A 21,688-nucleotide genomic window follows, 5' to 3' on the forward strand; every position below is an offset into this window, starting at 1 on the left:
TGTCTGCAGTTGGTTAGTAGAAAGAGTAGAAAGAGTGGAAAGAAGAAAGTTCCCCTTTTCAGGATAGCCTTTATTCTTGTTATTCTGTTGATGGTAGTGTCTGTCAGTATAAAATGGTTGCATATAGGAAGATATTTTGCATCAACCGAAATCCCTTTCCAGATGGAGGTTTTAAATGGAACGGGGGAAGATGACCTGGCAAGAAAAACAACTAGAAGACTCAGGAGAATGGGGATCGACATTCTAATAGAAGGTAACGCTGAAGAATTTGATTATAACCAGTCATTGTTAATTGATAGAAAGGGTAATCCTGAGCTTATGAAAATTCTCGAGAAACGTCTTGGTTGTTCAAGGGTGCTGAAGCAAATACAGGAGAATCCTAAAGTGGATGTTACTTTTATTATTGGAAGAGACTGGCATGATCTAAAAATAAGAATGACGGATTATAAATAATTTAGGTGAAGGAGTTGCAGGTGGCAGTAAGAAGACGCATAGGATTGGTAGCGCTAATTTTTTTTCTGGGAGTAATTCTCGGAAGTGTTGTTGGAGAAGTAATCGGGATTCTTTTACCTGACGGGAGTGTAATAGAAAAATTGTTTATATCGGGAAGTGAATTTCATGTTGGCCCGGTTTTCTGCGATTTAATTGTGTTTACTTTTACTATTGGGTTTTCCCTAAAAGTTAATTTAATTAGTGTTCTTGGGATAGTTATTGTAGCGTTCATGATGAGGTTATATTGTTAGAAGGTGCTATTATGTTCTGTGATATTATGTTAGCGGCTGTTTCGAACAGGTTTCTTCTGATTGGCCCCTTTGGATGGTCTGAACTTATAATAGTTCTGGTTCTGATCCTGATTTTTTTTGGTCCTAAGAGGTTGCCTGATGTAGCGGAAGCTATTGGAAAATCTTTGCGGAAATTCAAGAAGGCATCTAAGGATATCAAGGATGAGGTCGAATCCTCAACAGAAGAGATAACTGAGGATGAAGAGAAGCGCGGATAATCTGATAGTCTGCAGCTGAAAAATTATTTTATTAGAATCTAAAAAGAGTTCAACGCACTTATTGACATAACCGTTACAGAGGATCAGGATGATAGATCATTTAAGAGTCTTGATTCTGTAATCCTTTATCTCAGCATTATCCCTCAGCTCTGAATACCAATCAGATATTACCTGTCTTGTTTTATTTCTGCGTATTTCTGTAATGATTTCTTCCCTGTTTTCTGAGAACTTGGTCATGTCGGGCTCGGTTCTTTCTGTAACTATAATTATGTAATAACTATTACTCACTTTAACAGGTTTGCTGAGAGTGTTAAGAGGCAACAGGTGACATGCCTTGGTGAATAATGAATTTGGGTTAAAACCCTCAGGGGGGTTATTTCTAGTGAAAAGAGGAGTTTCCACGACTTGAAGATTATTATTTTCGGCCATGGATTCAAGGCTGCCGTCGAGAGCTTCTTTCCTCAGTTTTTTACTTTTTTCAAGCGCGCCATGTTCAAGTTTTTCCTTTATCACTTTATCTTTAAGTTCATCTTTGATTTCTTCGAAAGGTTTTTTGCTTTCGGGGATTATCTTGAGGATTTTCAGAAAATATATTGAATTATTCGTTTCAATAGCTGAACTAACGCTCCCTTTATCGTGATTGAACGCAAAATCAGATATTTTTGGAGAGTAACCTATGCCTTCAATGAAACTGTGTCTGGTTAATTGAATTTCTTTTGTTGAAAGCCCCAAGGCTTTCACACCCTCCTCGAAACTTGTGGATTCGACTTTCTCTATAACATTACGAACAATTGTAGAGAGTGAATCCTGTGTCTCATATCCGGGTGTTACTTTCATAAGGATATGTCTGGCGTGAACTTTCTCTTCTCCATTTTCAGTCTTCTTATCTTCTACTTTTATCAGATGATAACCGGCTTCAGTTTTAACTGGATCGCTGATTTCACCTATACTCAAGGAGAATGCCGCTTTCTCAAATTCGGGGTCCATTTGCCCTTTACCAAAAAAGCCGAGGTCTCCCCCATTTTCTGCTGTTTTCAGATCCTGTGAGTAATTTTTAGCGGCTTCTATAAAATCAGTACCATCTAGAATCTCTGATTTTATTTCATTCATGCTGTTTCTTACTTCTCTGAAATCACGCTGAGTAGGTTCGTATTTAATTTCAAGAAGTTTGATTTTACGTTTCTCCGGTTCGACAAATTCATCAGAGAGCTTCTTGTATTGTTCACTCAATTCTTTTTCCGATGGTTCAAAATCAGATCTTTCTTCAAAGGGGATTGAAACGTACTTTGCCTTAACTTTTACTGTTTCCTTTTTGAATTGTTCGAGAACCTCTCTTTCGGAGATATTCACCTTTGCCGAAAGCAGTGTTTCAAGTTTAAATTTCGGCAGTGTCTGGCGCCCCCAGTTCTCGAGGTCAGTCCAATCATTTGAAGGGTCGGAAAGGGCTTTAAGATATTCCTGATAGCTGAAATTCCCCTTATTGTCTGTAAACGTCTCCTGAAGTGAAGGATGCGGGTTGTTGCGAAGAAAGCTAACAAGTTCTTTGTCTGTAACACTGATACCTAATTTATTAATACCTTCACGGAACAAAAAATCCTGAATAGTCATTTCCCAGGCCTGATTATCAATCATATATTCCTCAGTTTCGCCTGGTGTGTAGTTATCTCCCCTTTCCTCTTTCAGCTGATTGTAAAGCATTGACTTGTTTCGGGAATAAATCGACCTGTCTATCTCCACCCCGTTTACACTACCTACAATATTGGATTTATTGTCTTGAGTATTTGAATCTCTGTTTCCCATGCCCCAGGCGACGAAAATTGTACCAACAAAAGCAACAATAACTATCCAGAGGATAGTTTTGGTTTTTTCTCTTAAGACTTTAAGCATACATTGTTTCCTTTTTTAAAAGTGAAAAAAGCATAAATAAAACTATCAATTACATTTATAAAAATAAAACTATTTAATAAAGATTGAGTCGTCAATCTTTATATGGCGGCTCAATACTCATTATCCGTATCTATGCAAATTAGCATAAAATGACCTGTCGCGCAAACTTTTTCAGAGTAGTTGACATAAGAATACAAGGGGTGTTAATTTGATTCTGGAATGAATAAGGGAATTATCATATCGGTTATCGTCTTGTTTGTGTCAGTATCATTAACTGCCGATGATGGCTATATGTGGCCAATGACGGGTAATGCGCAAATAAGTTCTACTTTTAGCGAGTACAGGGAAGGACACTATCACGCGGGGATAGATATCCGCTGTTTCGGTCGAGTTGGTATTCCATGTATCGCTGTCAGCGGCGGTTATGTCAAGAGGATCAAGGTCCAGCCGGCCGGTTACGGGAGAGCTCTTTATTTAAGGCTTTTTAACGGTAAAACAGCCGTCTACGCGCATCTTCATAGTTTTGACGCCGCTCTTGACTCTCTTCAGTATTATAAAATGCTGGAATCCGGAAATAATTGGTCTGACATGTTTCTTAGAGACGGTATCTACAGATTCGAAAGAGGGGACACCCTCGCTTTTGCCGGCTGGGCAGGTACAAAAGCCCCTCATCTTCATTTTGAGATTAGAGGCTCCGCCGGTAATCCGATTAATCCTCTTTTGAACATTTATGAGGTTCCGGATAAGGCTCCTCCAATCATTTCAGCACTCGAAGTTATTCCTCTCGAATACGGAAGTAGAACAGGAAAAGATTATTCATCGGAAATTAAGTTTTTCAGGGCAAAAGAAACAAATTTATATGAAAACACAGACACCCTTCAACTTGACGGCGTATTTGGGTTCGGAGTTTCAGCGTGGGATGAGCAGAGTGTCGGAGGTTACAAGATGGGCCCTTTCTCTATAGAATTGTTCGTTGATGGAAATCTTTTATACCGTATCGAAAACAGAACTTTCTCTTACGGACAGAGCGGCGAAATTGATTATGAATTTGATATATATGATGATTCCTGGACGGATAGATTTAATCTTCTATTCAGAAAGAAGGGTAATTCGCGATCAGATCGTGCGGGGAACGGTGTTATTTGTTCTGATAGCAGCAGGACCGATCTTACGTTTTTGAAGAAGGGTCTACACCGAGGCGAGTTGATAGTAAGCGATTCATCGGGCAATAAGGCAAAAGCTCTTTTTAATTTTGCTCTGCATGACTATCCTCGGATTCAGACCGCAAAGAAACTGGATAATGCTTATGAAGCTGTGGTGTCTTCTATCGATCTGGACGGCGGCACGGTAGATGAAAAGTTGTTTGAATCCTTAGATGGCGGTGAAAGCTGGAATCCTCTGACTCTCCGTGATACCGGAAAGTACGCTAACGCGTTAGTTTCTAAGGTAAAAAGCGCTGTTTACAAATATGAAGTGACTGATGATGAAGGGGCTTCAGTCAGTAAACGTTTTGCTTCTCCCCGGCCGAAGATCGGGGAAGATATGGTTTTCTCCCAGTGTAATGTCAGGCGCCTGCCCGAAGCTTTGGCTCTTCTAATCAAGACCGACAGAATATTGGCCTCTCTTCCGTTAGTTGAATTTATCGGCCGAAACAGAGTTTTGTCTCTTAAGGTCGAAGAGCTTAAAGAGAAATTATATCTTGCCCGTTTAGAATATGAAACAGTGGAAAATGGAGAAAATCTATTTCATATCAGGGGAAGAGATTATAGGGGATATGAATTTGATGATTATCACGCTGCCCGGATTGTCATTCTGAAATCAGGCGGGAAGGTCTCTTTAAGAATATCCGACAGTTTAAGGATTGACCTGGAATCACCCTCGTTAAATGGCAAAGTTCCATGTATAGTCAATTCCGTATCTTTACAGGTGGGCACCGGCAACGGAATGGATATGATCCGGGCTCCTTTTAATCTGGATTTCGCGGAAGATTATTTGTTTGAATCCATTAAGATATCCGGTAATTTCGGAGATGGTGTGGGGCTTTTCAGATTTGACGCCGGTGATTCAGCATGGCGCTGCGTTGGTGTACCGGAAATGGAGGGAGGGGCTGTCGAACTTGATAAGAAGGGCACATACGCATATTTTAGAGACGGACTTCCTCCGAGACTGGGAAACTTCGAAAAAACCGAGAGTCCTTCAGGCAGTGGATTTTTCAAGAAATACATTTATTATATCCCGATCGAGGATGAAGGAAGCGGAGTTGATTCATATTCGTCAAAGGTTACATGGAATGGCGAATGGACCGTTAGCCAATGGGATGATATTCGAGAAAAATTATACATACCTGTTCCATCGTCCCGATCGAGAGGAAAGGTATCACTTAGAGTAGAGATAGGGGACAGGGTTGGTAATATTGCAGTTAAAGATTTCGAGTTTATTGTGGAATAATTCTTAAGTTGGGGAGCACCCTCGATGAGTAATGCCGGCTTCATACATCTTCACAACCATTCTGAATACAGCCTTCTCGATGGAGCGATCAGAATCAGAGACCTTGTTAAGAGAGCTTCCGATATGGGAATGACTGCCGTGGGGCTTACTGACCACGGTAATATGTACGGTGCCGTGCCATTCTACAGAGAGGCTCTCAGGGTGGGAATAAAGCCGATAGTTGGAATGGAGACCTATCTGGCGAGAGATGGAATTGACAAGAGAGGCAAAGACGCTCAAAAGAAGAACGATCATCTGGTTCTTCTGGTAAAAAACAATACAGGATACAAAAATCTTCTTAAACTTTCCTCAATTGCTTACACAAAGGGGTTTTACTACAAACCCCGGATAGACCTCGACATTCTGGAGACTTATTCAGAAGGCCTGATAGGGTTGAGCGGCTGTATCCAGGGAAGTATTGCTAAACTCCTTTATGCCGGCAAAAAGGATGAGGCTGTGATCTTCGCGAGGAGACTGGAATCAATTTTTCATGAAGGGGACTTTTTTATTGAGATACAGAACCACGGAATAGAAAGGGAGTTACTTCTTATTCCAAAGTTAACTGATCTCGCGCGTGATCTTAAGTTGCCTTTAGTGGCAACCAATGACTGTCATTATTGCGGCGCCGAAGAACATGAAGCTCATGATGTTCTTCTCTGTCTTCAGACAGGGAAAGATCTTGACGATGAAAACAGGGTTCTGAGATCAAATCCCGAGACTTATCTAAAATCACCCGAGCAAATGGAAGCTCTTTTCACCGATCATAAAGAAGCATTAAGGAACACACTGAATATTGCTGAAAGATGCAACCTGAAGCTTAAGGATAAAAAAACACAGCTTCCCAAGTCACCCATACCAAGCCAGTTTGCATCTCCGGACGAATATCTTGAGCACCTCGTTATGGAGGGTGCCGGGGAAGTGCTTGGAGAAATCAATGATGATGTAATCGAGAGGATTAAATACGAGCTTGAAATTATCAGAGAAATGGGGTTCTCAAGTTACTTCCTTATTGTCTGGGATATTGTTAAATTTGCCAAGGAAGCCGGTATAGCTGTTGGTCCCGGCCGGGGGTCGGCCGCGGGAAGTCTGGTTTGCTATATTCTTGGTATCACAAGTATTAATCCCTTAGAGAATGAACTTATCTTCGAGCGTTTTCTAAATCCGGAACGAGTGTCGATGCCGGATATAGATATTGATTTTTGTGATAACAGAAGGCAGGAAGTGATTGATCATGTTGTGTCGACTTATGGCAAGGAAAATGTCTGTCAGATAATAACATTTGGAAGAATGGCGGCAAGAGCTGTTATAAGGGATGTCGGCAGGGTATTGAGGGTCCCATACGGAGAAGTGGACAAATTGGCGAAAATGATTCCCGCTCAACCGGGCGTAAATCTATCTGACGCGATAAAAGATGTACCTGAACTAAAGAATCTATATAATAATGATAAATCCATAAAAAAACTTCTCGACCTTTCTCTTTCTCTTGAAGGACTTGCCAGACACGCGTCTACTCACGCTGCCGGCCTTGTTATAACCCCAACCCCCCTTGTTAACCATGTTCCCCTTTACAGGTCGAGTAAAGGTGAAATAACAACACAGTACGAGATGAAAATTCTCGACAGCATAGGACTGTTGAAAATAGATATACTGGGGCTTAAAACACTTTCTCATATACAGAACGTTCTTATCCTGATAGAGAAACATGAGGGACTGAAACTGTCAATCGAAGATATACCAATCGAAGATCCGGAAACATTCAAATTCCTTGGAGAGGGGAAAACTGTAGCTGTTTTTCAGCTTGAAAGCGAGGGTATGCGTGAACTCTTGAAAAAAATACAACCCACTAACTTCGGAGACGTAACGGCTATAAACGCTCTGTATCGTCCGGGACCTCTTGGCAGCAATATGGTTACAGACTTTATCAAATGTAAACATGGTAAAAAGAAGATCACTTATGAACACCCCATGCTGGAGCCGATTCTCAAAGATACTTATGGAGTAATATTATATCAGGAACAGGTAATGCGTGTGGCCAGTGATCTGGCGGGATTTTCAATGGGGCAGGCTGATATTCTCAGGCGCGCGATGGGTAAGAAGAAAAAGAGCATTATGTCTCAGCAGAAGGAGCTCTTTGTAAAAGGAGCGGTTGAGCGGGGGATAAATGAGAAGATAGCGGATAGAATATTTGAACTAATGGCACATTTCGCCGGTTACGGATTCAACAAATCACATTCCGCCGCCTATGCCATGGTATCTATGCAGACGGCTTATTTAAAAGTGCATTATCCGGCAGCTTTTATGGCAGCGGCTATGACAAATGATATGGGAAACACAGATCGGCTTATGATATTACTTGAAGAATGTCACAATCTGGAAATAGTCTTACGGGGACCAGACGTGAATTCAAGCGGCAAAGAGTTTGATCTATCAAATGGAGAAATAACCTATGGACTGGTGGCAATTAAGAATATGGGTGTTCCCGCCGCTGAAGCTATTGTTGATGCCAGGAAAGACGGTCCCTTTGTGGATCTGTATGATTTATGTGAAAGGGTCAATCTGCGAAGTATCAACAGACGCGCTCTCGAGAGTATGATAAGAAGCGGAGCAACTGACAGTTTGCCCGGGACCAGGTCACAGAAGATGGCAACTCTTGACACGATTCTGGCTCACGCCCAGAAGCGTCAGAGTGAAAGAGACAGGGGACAGACATTTCTCGGCTTCTTCGAAAATCCGTCGATGTCTGATATGATAGAGCTTGAAGATGTTCCTCCATGGGATGAAAGTGAGAGACTGAAAAATGAGAAGGAGTCACTGGGCTTTTATTTTTCGGGACACCCTCTCGACAGTTATAAGGGCGTTCTAAGCCATATAGTAAACACTGAGAGCTGCGCTCTTTCGGAGAAAAAGAGCAAAAAGAATGTTGTTATCGCGGGGCTGATTACAAGTGTCAGGGTTATTCTCGACAGGCGCGGTAAGTCAATGGCATTTGTGGGGATGGAGGATTTTCTGGGTTCATTTGAAGTTATTGTGTTTTCAAGCTGTTATCAGAGTTGCAGAGAGGAATTGAGAGAGGAAAATCTCGTAGTGATAAAGGGAAAGATTTCTTCGAAGGACAGGGGTGAAAGCAAAGTGATAGCTGACAAAATTTTCTCCATTGACAGCGCGCTGAATTACTTGTCTGGCAAGGTATGTTTGAGCTTGCGCTCAGAGCTTTTTAATGAAAAGGAACTTCTTTCTTTAAAACAAACCGTGTCTCGGTTTCCGGGAAAGAAAGAGTTGTTTTTTAAGTGGTGTAAGAATGGTGATAATAAGTTTTCCGTCCGATCGAGGAGTTACAGTGTATCTCCAAGTCTGGAGTTTGTAAGAAGCCTCGAGAAAATTACTGGAGTAGAAAATGTCGAAATTGTTTTATAGTTTTTTGTTGGCGGTTTTAATAGTTTTCGCGGGTTTCGGCCGGTCATACGGGCAGTTTAGAGAGGATATAAGGATTGTTGAAAGTCCAACGGCCGGGATTATCCCTCACGGAAGTTATATGTACGATGGATCTGTCGGTCCCCTTAATAGTCTCTTGTTCGGCTGCGACGTCGGGTTCCGTGACCGTTTGATGATCGGTGTCTCATTTGGACTTCAGAATTTCATTGGCCGCGGTGAAATAACTAGTAATGACCGGCCGGGAATAAGAATAAGGTTGAGATTAATTGAGGAAATAATCGGAGGTCCGGCTCTTGCTGTGGGAATCAATACTCAAGGGCAGGAAAGATGGCTGCAAAATTGGGAACGATACGAACGTAAGTCTAAGGGGTTTTACGCGGTGCTGAGCAAAAGTTACTATATGCTCAGGTATTTTTCACTGCACTGTGGTGTTAATTATTCACTTGAGAACAAATATGAAGAAGGACCGGATCTATTCGCGGGGTTGACCCTCGAAGCTTTCAGCGGACTGGTCCTTATGGTTGAATACAGCGGAGCTTACGATGATGACAACGGTGACATTCCCTCGTGCTTGACGAGGGGAAAGGGTTATCTGGATACCGGCGTTCGCATCGATTACAAAGAGAATCTGAGGTTAAAATTCTTATTCAAAGATCTGCTTGATAATTATACGGCGAATTCAGGGATTTCCAGAGCTGTGGGAATTTCTTACGTGAACTATTTCTGATGATTGGTTGGAATAATGACTGGAAATACGAAGAACCTACAATTCGAAACCCCAATAATAGATCTTGAAAACAGGATAGAAACCCTTAAGCAAAAGGGCTTTTCAGTAGAGTCCAAAGAGATAAAGAAGCTTAAAAGCACACTTGGCGATCTTGAAGAGAAAGTTTACGGGAATCTCACGCCGTGGGAGGAAGTTCAGCTTGCCCGTCATCCGGACAGGCCGACAATGTCGCAGTATCTGGATTTAATGTTCGACGATTTTCATCAGCTCCATGGGGACAGGTTTTACGGCGACGACCCTGCTATTGTAGGCGGTGTTGCTACAATGGGAGAGAGAAGACTTATGGTTATTGGACATGAAAAAGGTCGAAATACAAAAGACAGGCTGAGACACAACTTCGGGATGGCCAATCCTGAAGGTTTTAGAAAATCGCTTAGACTAATGAAGATGGCAGAAAAATTTTCTTTACCAATTCTTTCTTTTGTGGATACTCCCGGCGCTTATCCGGGTGTTGGAGCTGAAGAGAGAGGGCAACCTGTCGCAATAGCGTCCAACTTGAAAGAGGTTTTTAAGATAAAAACCCCGATTGTAGTTGTTATTATAGGTGAAGGCGGGAGTGGGGGAGCTCTGGCTCTGGGTATTGGAGACAGGGTGATAATGATGAAACATTCAATATATTCGGTGATTTCTCCGGAGGGTTGTGCTGCCATTCTCTGGAAAGATAAAGGCAAAGCGCCTGACGCGGCTTCATCTCTGCGCCTGACCTCGGATGATTGTCTGGAATTTAATGTTGCCGATGTAGTAATTGATGAAATACATGGCGCGGCCCACAGGGATCCGGAAGGTAATTCTCTCAAACTGGCTAAATGTATTGAGGATCAATTCGAAAGCCTCTTGAGTATCTCTATCGATCTTCTTCTCGAAAGGAGAATTAAAAAGTTCACCTCTATTGGTGAATTCAGTTCAGACCGATGAACTTATTTGTGTGTGCCCGAGTGTACCCGGCAGCCGCTTTCTCTGTGGATTTTTTAAGTTTTATTACGGGTTTTTCCGTTTTGAAGACTTGACCTTAATGTACTAAATGTTCTATAATTATATATGTCAGCTATTAAACAGGAATTAGTATTACAGGTCCCTGTAATTTACGATACGAAGAGTTGTGTCTAAATCAGGGGCTTTTCTTTGTTTTGAAGGTGTGCGTGTAGACTATGGCGATAAAAAAAGAACTTCTGGAAATTCTGGCATGCCCCAAATGCAAGGGTGGAGTTGCCTGCGATGATTCAGGAGAATATCTGGTTTGCGATAAGTGCCGGCTGCAATACCCTATTGAGGATGATATCCCGGTGATGCTTATTGAAAAAGCTGTTAAAATGGATTGATCTTATGTAACTGCTGTCCGCATCGATCCGGAAGTACCGCGGGAGTATGCTAATTGACTGTTTTTACACATTTTGCCGCTGGAGCTCTAGTCGGATATTTCTCCCCTGGTGTATTCAGCGCGTCTATTGGCGGCCTGCTGAGTCACGTGTTGCTTGATGTAATACCTCATTATGATTTTGAAAGTCTGAGATTGGAGATATTCTTAGGTGTTGCTGTTGTGCTGACTCTGGTTTTTACGGGGAGTTGTTCGTTGGTTATCTGTCTTGGCGGTATTTTCGCGGTTATACCTGACCTTGAGAATCTTTTGTGGAAGACGGGTAAGTTAAGAGAAGATCAAAAGGTGTTCCCCGGACATGCCGGAATTATTTCTCACGGGAGAAAGACCGGAAGAAAAAGTATTTTGATTCAGGTCATCTTCGTTATGGCTGTTGTTATTTTTTTGATATGGAGTGTCTGATGAAAAAGATCTTTATGATTATCTGGATGGCCGCGCTGATATTTCCTGTTATCGCGAATTGCGCGAAAGTCAATATTCTTGACTACGATATATCCGGTGTAACAGTAGAGGTGAAAATAGATACTCTGATCATCTCCCCCGCCGGAGACGCGAGAGATGAAGAAGAAAGCAGAATCACGATACCCGGATTTGAAGAAACAAGGTATGAGGGGTTTCCGGTTCTTCCGGCTCGCAGGTATCTCTTCGAAGTAACTTCCAAGAAGGGTGTTGGAGTGAGAATCATCGAGAATAACAAGCGGACCCTGGATGGAGTCAAACCAATTATATTTGATGCCGGTGATTCCAAGAGCAAGAGATTAGTAAAAGACAGTTCCGGGGTAGCCGCGATTAATATAAGTGATTTTGTAACTATAGCCGGAGTGGGAGATTTCAGAAAGACACCAATTGCTCTTATTGATATCCGCCCTGTAATTTTCGATAAAGAGAATGAAAAACTTCTCTATTCTTCCAGGATCGTTTTCCGTCTGACATTTCCGAAGGCTCAAGTGTCCGGCAAAGAAGGCGTTTTGGATATGCCCCGGGACCGTTTTATTGCAAACGCGGAGCAGGCAAAACTATGGAGAAATAAATCACGGCCGGTTCAGAGCGCGGGGCCTTATTCTTTTGAGTTCAGCCTCGCTGATGAATGGGTAAAGATAAGAGTCGATGATCCCGGTATCTACAAGATAACCTACAGTGATTTGTACAATTTTGGAGTCAATCCGTCTGATATCGATCCATCAGATATACGTTTATTCTCAAGCCCGGTCTATCCAACGACAAGACCATTTCAGCAGCCGGCTTCTATAGATTCCGGCGGTAGTTTCGAGACAGATTATCATATGTCCGAACACGCTATAAAATTTCTGGGCAACTCATCTGACGGAACCTTTGATCCTGGTGAATCGGTGATTTTTTACGGTGTCGGAGTCGAGGGGTGGCGGGATTATCTGGATCCCGGGACTGATAGGGAGGATACATTTGATAATATCTATGAAACAAGGAATGTTTACTGGATGGCCTGGAGCAGAGATTTTGAAGGTACTGCGAAGAGAATGAAATCAAGGGATGTCTCACCCTCCTATGACGTTTCTCTTGAAACGCTTAACACGTATGAACATAGATTGCATATCGAAGAGGATAATGAATACGATCCGGTTTTTTCCCCAGACAGATGGCTCTGGAAAAATCTCGCTCCCAACATATCGGGATCTTACACTGATTACTTTAACGTAAGTGATATAGCTGAATCAAATTGCAAGGTACGAACTATCGGGCTGATTCGTACTGAAGGAGGTACTGCTGATTGTTATTTGAATACAGAAAATGTAGGGGAGCTCGAGTGGATATATTCCTTTAATACCGACATACTGGTTGCCGAAGCCGCAACGTTAAACGAGGGAGAGAACAGTTTTAAATATGATAAAGCTGATGATGGAATAGAGATGAATATTTACTGGTATGAAATATTTTTCGACCGGTACCTGATAGCCGATCCTTCGGGCAATTTTCTCGATTTCTTTGCTCCCGAGACAAGCGGGTCCGCGAATTTTGTTTTAAGAGGTTTTCCAGAAGAGGAACGGTTCATCTTTGATGTCTCCGATTACCTCAACCCTGTTATTTTAACCGAAGCTGACAGCAGAGCCGACACTATAAGTTTTGATGACAGTTTCACACCCTCTTCTAACCACTATTTTGCCGTTTCTGAATCGGGTCTCAGAAACGCAAGCATAGAATACGCAAGGAATATTCCCTCCCTCAGGGATGAGGCCGCCTCGCCCGCTATGTTAGTTATTTATAATGATCTTTTCAGTCAATCTGCCCGGCAGTTTGCCGCGTATAGAGCTGAGCATTTTCCGGAAACAGGCTCCGGATATGTTAAGGCCGTCGATATAGAAGATGTTTATAATAATTTCTCCGGAGGGCTTAAAGATCCAATCGCCATACGTAATTATCTGAAGTTCCTCTATGACAATTATTCAGAAAACGGGGATCCGGTTATTGAATATGTTTTTCTGATTGGTAAGGGTAATTATGATCCTAAGGATATTATGGGAAGGGGGGAAGATTTCATACCCTATTATTTCGACGGCAGCATGGAATTTGACGATTACCTGGTAAAACTTGATGAAGGGGGCGATCTGCTGGTTGATCTCTCGATTGGAAGATTGCCTGTGATAAAGGAAAACAGCCCCTTTGTATTTTTGAATAAACTATTCGGGTATGAAGCATTAGATAATTATGGTTCCTGGAAAAACAAAGTTGTATTTGTAGCCGATGACGAGATTTCAAGTAACAGTATCACTGATACTGTTCATTTGAGCCACACGGAAGGGTTAAGCAAGAGTTTATCTGCCAGGCAGGATTATCTTGATATAACCGAAATCTATCTCCATGATTATCCGACTGTAAACTCCTTGAAGCCTGAAGCGACAGCTGATCTGATGAAGGAATGGAATGAAGGCGCTTTGATAGTTAATTATATTGGGCACGGATCTCCAGTACAGCTCGCGGATGAACTTGTAATGAGGAAGAATGACATCTATTCTCTGAAAAACGAAAATAGACTCCCTCTGTTTCTAGGATTTTCATGTTCTGTCGGGGACCTCGATCAGATTTTCACTAAAAGTCTGGCGCATGAGTTGGTTTTAGCCGAAGGCAGAGGGGCAATCGCGTCGGTTTCAGCAGTTACTTACAGTTACAGTACTCCGAACAGAGATCTCGATTCATACTTTCTGGATAATGTATTCCCCGACAGTATCCAGTCAGGAACCCAGCCTGTCGGCAGAGCGCTCCTTTTTGCCAAGATGACTGATATCAGTGATGAATGGAATAACAGAAAATACACGTTGATTGGAGACCCTGCTATGAAATTGATCTTGCCGGAATTAATGGTTGAGCATGTAATCGATGATATCGATACACTCTCCAGCGGATATATGTACAATTTGAAAGGGGCTGTTATCTCTGGTGGTGAGATATATTCCGGATTCAACGGAACTGCCGATATAATCGTCAGAGATGCCAAAAGGCAGTTCAACGCGCTGGGGATCGATTATGACCATTCAGGCTCTGTCTTGTTCAGAGGAACTGCTGACGTTTCTTCCGGAGAATTTAATTCTAATTTTGTTGTACCTTTGAGATGCCATTATGGAATAGGCGGCGAAATAAGCAGTTACGTAAGCTCCGGTAATTCCGACGGCGCGGGTATTTGCGATACGATAGTTGTCTTACAGGGGGATTCTGTAATGGAGAATGACGGCCCTCCGAGTATTGATATGTATTTTGAAAATAATGCGACCAAGGTCAAAAGCGGTTCAAAACTGGTAGTTGAAATAGAGGATGAAAACGGCATTGCCATAATTGGAACAGACCCGCAGAATTCGATCTTTCTCGAGTTCGATGAAAATGGTTACCCGATATATGTAACTGATAATTTTCAGTACAATTACGGATCATACACAAGCGGCCTTGTGGAGTACTTTCTGCAGTCAGAGTTCGAACGCGGCAGTCATTCCGTTGTCGCGAAGGTTTTTGATAATATGGGAGTTATGTCGAGTGACACCCTTCAATTCGAAATTGTCGAAGAAGGACTTTACAGTATTACTGATATTTTCAATTTTCCGAATCCGTTCAGAGAAAACACAAATTTTGTTTTTCAATTGAGCGGCGGAGCTGAAATCAATTTAAAGGTGTTTACAGTTTCAGGTGTTGAGATATGGCGAAGGGAGCTTGTTTGTTCGGAGGGCTTTAACAGTATCAGCTGGGATGGAAGAGACCACTCGGGAAACAGGCTTGCCAATGGAACCTATTTATATGTTCTCAATGCCGAATTTGACAATTCGTTAAACCGCAGTGAGACCGCGGAAGGAAAGGTGATATTAATGCGCTGATCAACCAGCGACAGGTCTGCATCGATAGACAGAATCAGTACGGATCTTTATTACTAAAAGACTTGACCGCGTAAGGGCTGGATTATTATTTTAAGCAGGTATAAGAGAGAGGAAATAAAGCATGAAAAAAAGTATTATTATTCTGTTGTTTAGCTTCATTCTTGCGTTGAGTTTCGCGCAGGATTCTTCGGCTCAAGGTACAAGCGGCGCGTACAGCCTCAAAATTCCACCCGGAGCGAGAGCCAATGGTATGGGGCAGAGTAATGTCGCTTTAGTTGAAGATGCAACCAGTCTATGGTGGAATCCGGCTGGTATGTCAATGGTTGAAGGTTCAGTTGTTGATCTGATGCATTCTCAGCTGGTACCTGGATTGGCTTCGGATGTTTTCTTTGAATATATAGGCGGAGTTCGTAACCTGGGCGGAGGTATTGCTGTCGGTGCCGCGATTCAGTATCTTACATATGGAGAATGGCAGGCGATGTCGGATGATCCTAACGCGCCGCCTCTGGGAACCGCGAGTTCATTCGAGGTCTCTCCCGTTATAGGCGGATCTATCAAGTTAATGGATAATCTCAGCATTGGTATGAACTTCAAGTTTGTATATATCAGCCTTGCTCCAAAATGGGCCACGGTGGAAGGAAAAGAGGGAAAAGGGCATTCTGTGGCAGTGGACATGGGAGCAATCTGGAGAGTCCCTGAGCTTGATTTCTTCGGTCGACGAATAAAAAGGTTAAATCTCGGAATGTGCCTGTCGAATTTTGGGCCTTCAGTTAGCTATGTGGACAGTGATCAGGCGGCCCCTCTTCCTCGAACAGTAAGGGCCGGATTTTCCTATACCCCTTATCTGGATGAAGTCGTGGAGCTTAGATTTGTTGGAGACATAGAAAGGGAACTTATTATTGTCGATGTCTCCAATATATATCACGCGGGTTCCGAATTTGTCTATTCAGATCTATTCGCGGTGCGAGCCGGATATATATATGACGAAGACGGTGATATAAAGGCCCCGACGTACGGTCTGGGTTTTATCTTCAATGACCGTATCAGAGTAGACTACGCGAGCGTACCTCAAAGCGTTGAGCTGGGAAGGGTTCACCGCTGGTCGATTGGAGTCTCGTTTTAATTTCCCCTGGAGAGGTAGTAATCTGATTGAATCTATTCTTTAGAAAAAAACTGTATATAATATTATTTCTGCTCTTTCTTCCGCTTCCTCTGCTTGGACTGGATAACGACAGCGGATATATTCCTTTGCTGAAGAAAAGGGTGTCGGGGAATTACGCTGTTACGGGAAGAGTAAAGGGTGTAAAGAGACCCGCGCGGAGGAGAAAGAAATTCAATTTCGACAGGCCGTCGGGAAGGGGATTCTCGAAAGAACCCTTATCCAGGCCTCTGCTTGGTTCAATCCCCCCAGTTTCGGGTACATGGCGCGTGGCTGTGATACGGGTAGGATTTAAGACCGACAGGGATGATGACCTGTCGAGCATAGAGACCGGGGGTGAATTTATGCTTCAGCCCGATTCAACTGTAATTATTGATCCTCCTCCGCATAATAAAGCTTATTTTAATTCTCACATGGAGGGACTTAAGAATTATTATCATTTTCAATCGGGCGGCAGATTGGATATTACATGGGAAATATTTCCCGTTGAGGAGGATTCCAGCTATAAACTGACAGATATTGCCGATTACGGCCCGGGATATTACGGCGGCTGGACAACAGAAAAGCTGGTAGAATTCTTAAGAGATGCTCTTACGGTAACAGAAGCTGACAATGATATAGATTTCACTGAATTTGACGCTATAGTTCTAGCTCACGCTGGGGCTGACCTGCAGAGTGATGTCAACAATGACTCTCCAAACGATATACCCTCTTTTTTCGCGAGACTGGGAGAAGATGATTATATTACGGTTGAAGGCGGCGCTAAAGTTATTACCGATTGTTCAGTGATCCCTGAAACCGGTCTGCAGGATGACTACTACGGAGGTATTGCCGCGGTTCTTGCTCATGAATTCGGTCATCAGCTCGGGCTTCCCGATCTATACAATACTTACACAGGATCTCCTTCGGTAGGCGTCTGGGACAATATGGACAGCGGCGGTCAGATGAACGCCGTAATCGCAGATCCTTCAAATGGTGAGATTTATGTTGTCTCAGGTGTGATTCCAGGGGGCTTAAGCGCCTGGTCGCGGTACTACATGGGTTGGATAGACGAGGTTGACACTCTTGAAGCATTCAACAGCTCAATCGATTTGAGAGCTGTTGAAAAATCCCCTTCCGAGATTATCAGAGTAGATATTTCAAATGATGAATACTATCTTATCGAAAATCGCTGTTGTGAGATTAATGGGGAAATGACTTACTTCGTGCCGGATACTCTGACATCTGTTATCGTGGGGTTGGGGCACATCATTAATGGCGATTCACTGAAATTAACCAATGAATATGACGTTCTTCTTCCCACCGCGTCAGATACAATTTCAACGGAGACGGGCCCCGGGCTCTTGATATGGCATATCGACGAAAGACTGATAGCTGAGAGATGGAATGAGAATATTATCAATACGGGAGATATATTCGGCGTAAGACTTATGGAGGCTAACGAATTCTTTGACCTAGGGGACCCGACTTCATGGTACGGGCTTGGATGGTACGATGACGCTTATTACGAGGGAAATAATTCTTTTTTTTCCGATCCATTCGCCTGGAGCAACCTCAATGTCGCGTCCGGTGTTAGCGTGGAGAATATATCCGGGAGAGACACTCTTATGACATTCGGAGCCGGCGTGAGGGCACTTAGAACGAGTATTACTATAGCCGCCGATACGGCGCTGTCGGAAATGGGGATCGTCACACTCGAAAAGCCCCGGGATGTTCTTGTTGTTGATGTACTTGGAAGGGGATGGTTGGCGGACAGCCCGGCACCCGTTTTTTCACTCGGCGAAGCCCCCGTTACACCGGTCGCATTTGCTGACAGCTTCTCTTTAGGAGAAAGCGCCGTTGTGATAGCTGATAAAACAGGTGTGATTAACGCTTTTTCAACTCTGAGCTGGAATCAATTTTCCGGCTGGCCTGTCGAGACGGAAGGAATAAGCACACATCCGGTAGTTCTGAAAAAGGATGAGGGTGTATATATCGCCGTGGCTGATACGACAGGGCGCGTATTAATTTTCGATTCCACGGGAAATTTAAGCCGAAGCAGGCAGCTCTCGGGCCGAGCCGGGAATATAGCGAACATGGCAGTCTGTGAAGATCAGAATCATTACGCGGACAAACTGATCTATTTAAGTGGTGATTTAAGCGGCGCAGCTGACGTTAATCTCAACTGGTGGGATTTTGAACTGGATAGTGTGGATTCTCTGTCCCTTCCGCTCAGGGCGGAAGAAACGGCGGGGGACGCGGTATTACTCGCCGGAGACATTCTGCCCGACAGGAGCGGAATAGAAGTTTATGTTGTTATAATGTCACGGGGGCAGATTATCCTTTGTTCAAAGGAAGGGATTGTATCGAGCAGGGAAATAGGCAAGGGTATCGAGAGTTTGCCTCTTATTATCGATATCAACGGTGATTCTTCACTCGATTTAGTTTGTACTGAGGGGGAGGTTATCTACGCGTCGGGGCCTTCAGGCGCCGACCTTACAGGGTGGCCTCGTAATATCAACGAAATGCATATTACAACCTTCAGGGAACATATTGCCTCACCCCTTTCTGCCGCTTCAACAGGGGATGAGTCTTATATTATAGCCGTAACTGAGAACGGCCTTTTGTATACTCTGGACCACAAGGGGGAGTTCGCGGGGGGAGGGTATCCGGAAAGGATAGCCGCTTCAATTACTCAACCGGTTGAATTAACGGCGGGTGAAGACAATGAAGGGCTGATAACATATATTGATCTACTCGAGAACGGAGACGGAACTTATTATTCGCGAAGGCCCGAAGAGACAGCCGTGGAATCGAGGGAAGGTCCTTTTTCCTCTGAAGACATTTCTCTTTCCTGGTCCGCGGTCTTTGGCAATCGCCGGAGGACCTCGTTTGCAGTTTCAGGGGAGCGCTGGTCTGAACCCGCTGAAGATTGGGAGAATATGGCAAATTTGATTATCTACCCTAATCCCTCCAGCGGCAAACTGGTCGGTTTTCACTTCTCCGCTCCGTCGGGCGCCGAGGCGAGACTTCAGGTTTTCAATATCCTGGGGGAGATTATTCTTGAGAAGACCAAGATATGTATCGGAGGAGAAGAACACGGGTTTTCCGTCACGGGGATGTCTGATAAAGCGGCGGGAGTGTATATAGGAAGAGTTGTTATTAAGTCTGAAGGTAAAAGCGCGGAGATTATTGATAAATTCGCTATAGTTAAATAGCCCAAGGGGAGAAAAATAAATTGAGAGGAAAACTGCTTAAATTCTGCGTACTTTCTTCAGTGTTATTTTTGCTGTTAATTCCGGTTTCTGAGGGGAAAGCCAAAGGACTGCATAACACAGGGAATCTTTCCAGTCGCCTGACGCTTAATTCTAACACTCAGAATGATGAAATAGAGAATAATATCGCTTCAGCATCTGTTTTTAATACAAGCGGTTTGCCCGTGGATCTTGAAACTCTTAAAGGGTCTGAGACTATAAAGCTTCGCGGAGAACGCCTAAAAAGACCTGCATATTCATTTGGAGATCTAATGATTAGAGATAACTCTTTAGACGGTTCTTTTTCCGCCGCAGATAAAAAGAGAATAGCAGTTTCTATGGTTTCATCCGCTCTTCTCCCCGGACTCGGAGAATTGTATCTGTATCTTGATTCCGGCTCGGACGATCTATCCTTACTTACACGAGCGATAGGGTTTATGGCCCTCGATGCCTATTTATGGTATGGGTATAAAGCAAATTATGACGAGGGCAAGGATATAAAACGGGAGTATGAAGAGTACGGAGACGCCCACTGGAGCGTGGATTCATTTCTGGTTTATCATCCGTGGTGCAGAGATCAGGGTGAAGATCTATGTCCTACCTGGGAGTATTACAATGAGAATGCTAAAGATTCTCGCTATTATTTCTTTTATACATCCAAAGAGGATGACCGTGAGGAGTACTATGAGAATATGGGTAAGTATGATGCCTTTCTCTACGGGTGGGATGACTGGAACGGCGAGTATGAAGATTTAGGGGGAGTTCCCAACTACTGGACACCACACAGGACTCATTTTGTCTATCTGAGGGATGAAAGCAACAAGTTTCTCCAGAGGGCGGACAACCATATCATGGGATTAATAGCATCCCGGGTTGTTTCAGTTATTCACGCCGGCTGGGTTGCCTACAGAGAGGGAAAGAACACCGGAAATTCAGAGGGATGGTCGCTTAAATTGGAAAACAACGCCGTTAGATCCAGATTAAGTTTAAATTACAGATTTTAGGGGGTACCGCTTTGCGCAGGATTCTGATATTCACACTTTTATTCCTTCTTCCCGGTCAACTGACCGCGGGTTCAATCACTTTCCCCTTGAATGGTGAAAGCAAAGCAGATGGTGATAATGAAGAAAATATACTTTTCCCCTCTGAATCTTCACTTTATTCAGGGCGAGCGACAGGTGAAATTCCCCTTGATATTTCATCCTCCCCCTCGGCCGGCTATTCAGCATCTATGCTGAAAGAAGAGGAAGCCTCGGATACGGGGAGCAGTCAAATCAGCGATATTTCTGCTTCCGGCGCGGCTGCCAGGAGTTTTCTTCTTCCTGGCCTGGGACAGAGGAAAATGGGGCATTCTATCAGATCAAAGATATATTTCTTTCTGGAAGGAGCCGCCTGGATAGGACTTGGAGCATTTACGTGGCAGAGTATCGCACGCAAGGATGCCTATGAGGATTATGCCGTTGCGTTTGCCGGCGTAGACGGCACCGGCCATTCCGACAGTTATTATGAAACTATAGGCAATTATATGAGTAACGACGGAATAGGCGGATATAATGAAGATGTTAGGCGTGAAGCGAGAGATTACTACAGCGATCCGGATGCCCGTGACAGTTATTATCAGGAGAACAGTCTAACGGGGGATGACGGCTGGAGATGGGAGACGGAGCGTGATTATGACCGCTACAATTCTCTTCGCAAAGGGAGTCATTCAGCGGAAAGAAGAGCAATATACACATTGTTTTATATGCTCGGAATAAGAGTAATCAGCGCGGTGGACGCCGGCAGATTGGCCTCGGGCGGTGATTCAGATAATGAATCCGCGTCTGGTATTTCTGTCAGTATGGAGCAGAGCAAAAGAGGTGTTTCTCTGCTTTTAAACACCTCATTCTAAGATATTTTCGAGTAAGGGGATTTTGCCCAAACGTGTGAGCTGAAGCTTGTCAATGCCAATGTCTCTTAGATAGATTAACTATTTACGCCGCCAGGGAGTAAGT

General features: G+C 43.5%; 15 protein-coding genes. 14 read left to right on the top strand and 1 reads right to left on the bottom strand.

The features are described 5' to 3' along the window. The first annotated feature begins 9 nt into the window (after window positions 1–9). Genes U5O15_03410 through U5O15_03420 form a run of 3 tightly spaced genes read left to right on the top strand, consistent with a single transcriptional unit; the run spans window position 10 to window position 1,000 of the window. On the top strand, window positions 10–453 hold the full coding sequence (locus U5O15_03410) for a LytR C-terminal domain-containing protein (protein ID MDZ7859708.1): 444 nt from the start codon (window positions 10–12) through the stop codon (window positions 451–453). A 20-nt stretch (window positions 454–473) separates the two neighbouring features. After that, window positions 474–743: a DUF4321 domain-containing protein gene (locus tag U5O15_03415; GenBank protein MDZ7859709.1), complete on the top strand. Its 270-nt coding sequence runs from the start codon at window positions 474–476 to the stop codon at window positions 741–743. An 11-nt stretch (window positions 744–754) separates the two neighbouring features. Continuing rightward, window positions 755–1,000 (top strand): twin-arginine translocase TatA/TatE family subunit, encoded by a 246-nt coding sequence (locus U5O15_03420; GenBank protein ID MDZ7859710.1) that lies wholly within the window; start codon window positions 755–757, stop codon window positions 998–1,000. Between the two features lie 96 nt (window positions 1,001–1,096). Here the strand turns inward: U5O15_03420 and U5O15_03425 are convergent, their stop codons facing one another. Continuing rightward, window positions 1,097–2,887: a peptidylprolyl isomerase gene (locus tag U5O15_03425; GenBank protein MDZ7859711.1), complete on the bottom strand. Its 1,791-nt coding sequence runs from the start codon at window positions 2,885–2,887 to the stop codon at window positions 1,097–1,099. Between the two features lie 258 nt (window positions 2,888–3,145). On the opposite strand from U5O15_03425, the gene U5O15_03430 reads away from it, so the two are divergent. From U5O15_03430 to U5O15_03480, 11 genes are all read left to right on the top strand, one after another. Then, entirely contained in the window at window positions 3,146–5,335 is a 2,190-nt protein-coding gene (locus U5O15_03430) for a hypothetical protein (protein ID MDZ7859712.1), read from the top strand. Window positions 5,336–5,359: 24 nt separating this feature from the next. Further along, complete coding sequence (locus U5O15_03435) at window positions 5,360–8,788, top strand: DNA polymerase III subunit alpha (GenBank protein MDZ7859713.1); 3,429 nt, start codon at window positions 5,360–5,362, stop codon at window positions 8,786–8,788. Then, window positions 8,769–9,533, top strand: a complete 765-nt coding sequence (locus U5O15_03440; GenBank protein ID MDZ7859714.1) for a hypothetical protein — start codon at window positions 8,769–8,771, stop codon at window positions 9,531–9,533. Before U5O15_03435 ends, U5O15_03440 begins: the two co-directional genes overlap by 20 nt. Window positions 9,534–9,548: 15 nt before the next feature. Continuing rightward, complete coding sequence (locus U5O15_03445) at window positions 9,549–10,508, top strand: acetyl-CoA carboxylase carboxyltransferase subunit alpha (GenBank protein ID MDZ7859715.1); 960 nt, start codon at window positions 9,549–9,551, stop codon at window positions 10,506–10,508. A 233-nt stretch (window positions 10,509–10,741) separates the two neighbouring features. After that, window positions 10,742–10,912: a Trm112 family protein gene (locus tag U5O15_03450; GenBank protein ID MDZ7859716.1), complete on the top strand. Its 171-nt coding sequence runs from the start codon at window positions 10,742–10,744 to the stop codon at window positions 10,910–10,912. 53 nt (window positions 10,913–10,965) lie between these two features. After that, window positions 10,966–11,370, top strand: a complete 405-nt coding sequence (locus U5O15_03455) for a hypothetical protein (protein ID MDZ7859717.1) — start codon at window positions 10,966–10,968, stop codon at window positions 11,368–11,370. Then, window positions 11,370–15,302, top strand: a complete 3,933-nt coding sequence (gene porU, locus U5O15_03460; protein ID MDZ7859718.1) for a type IX secretion system sortase PorU — start codon at window positions 11,370–11,372, stop codon at window positions 15,300–15,302. Before U5O15_03455 ends, porU begins: the two co-directional genes overlap by 1 nt. A gap of 121 nt (window positions 15,303–15,423) precedes the next feature. Beyond that, window positions 15,424–16,425, top strand: coding sequence for a PorV/PorQ family protein (locus tag U5O15_03465; GenBank protein ID MDZ7859719.1), 1,002 nt, complete (start codon window positions 15,424–15,426; stop codon window positions 16,423–16,425). 26 nt (window positions 16,426–16,451) lie between these two features. Further along, the gene (locus U5O15_03470; protein MDZ7859720.1) at window positions 16,452–19,658 is read left to right on the top strand and encodes an immune inhibitor A; all 3,207 of its coding nucleotides are present in this window, start codon (window positions 16,452–16,454) and stop codon (window positions 19,656–19,658) included. A 20-nt stretch (window positions 19,659–19,678) separates the two neighbouring features. Next, window positions 19,679–20,698: a hypothetical protein gene (locus U5O15_03475; GenBank protein MDZ7859721.1), complete on the top strand. Its 1,020-nt coding sequence runs from the start codon at window positions 19,679–19,681 to the stop codon at window positions 20,696–20,698. Window positions 20,699–20,709: 11 nt separating this feature from the next. Next, a complete protein-coding gene (locus U5O15_03480) occupies window positions 20,710–21,585 on the top strand; it encodes a hypothetical protein (GenBank protein ID MDZ7859722.1) in 876 nt (291 codons plus the stop codon). Window positions 21,586–21,688 lie beyond the last annotated feature (103 nt).

This window comes from Candidatus Krumholzibacteriota bacterium, from assembly GCA_034520215.1.
In the GTDB taxonomy this organism is placed as follows: domain Bacteria; phylum Krumholzibacteriota; class Krumholzibacteriia; order Krumholzibacteriales; family WJIX01; genus JAGHBT01.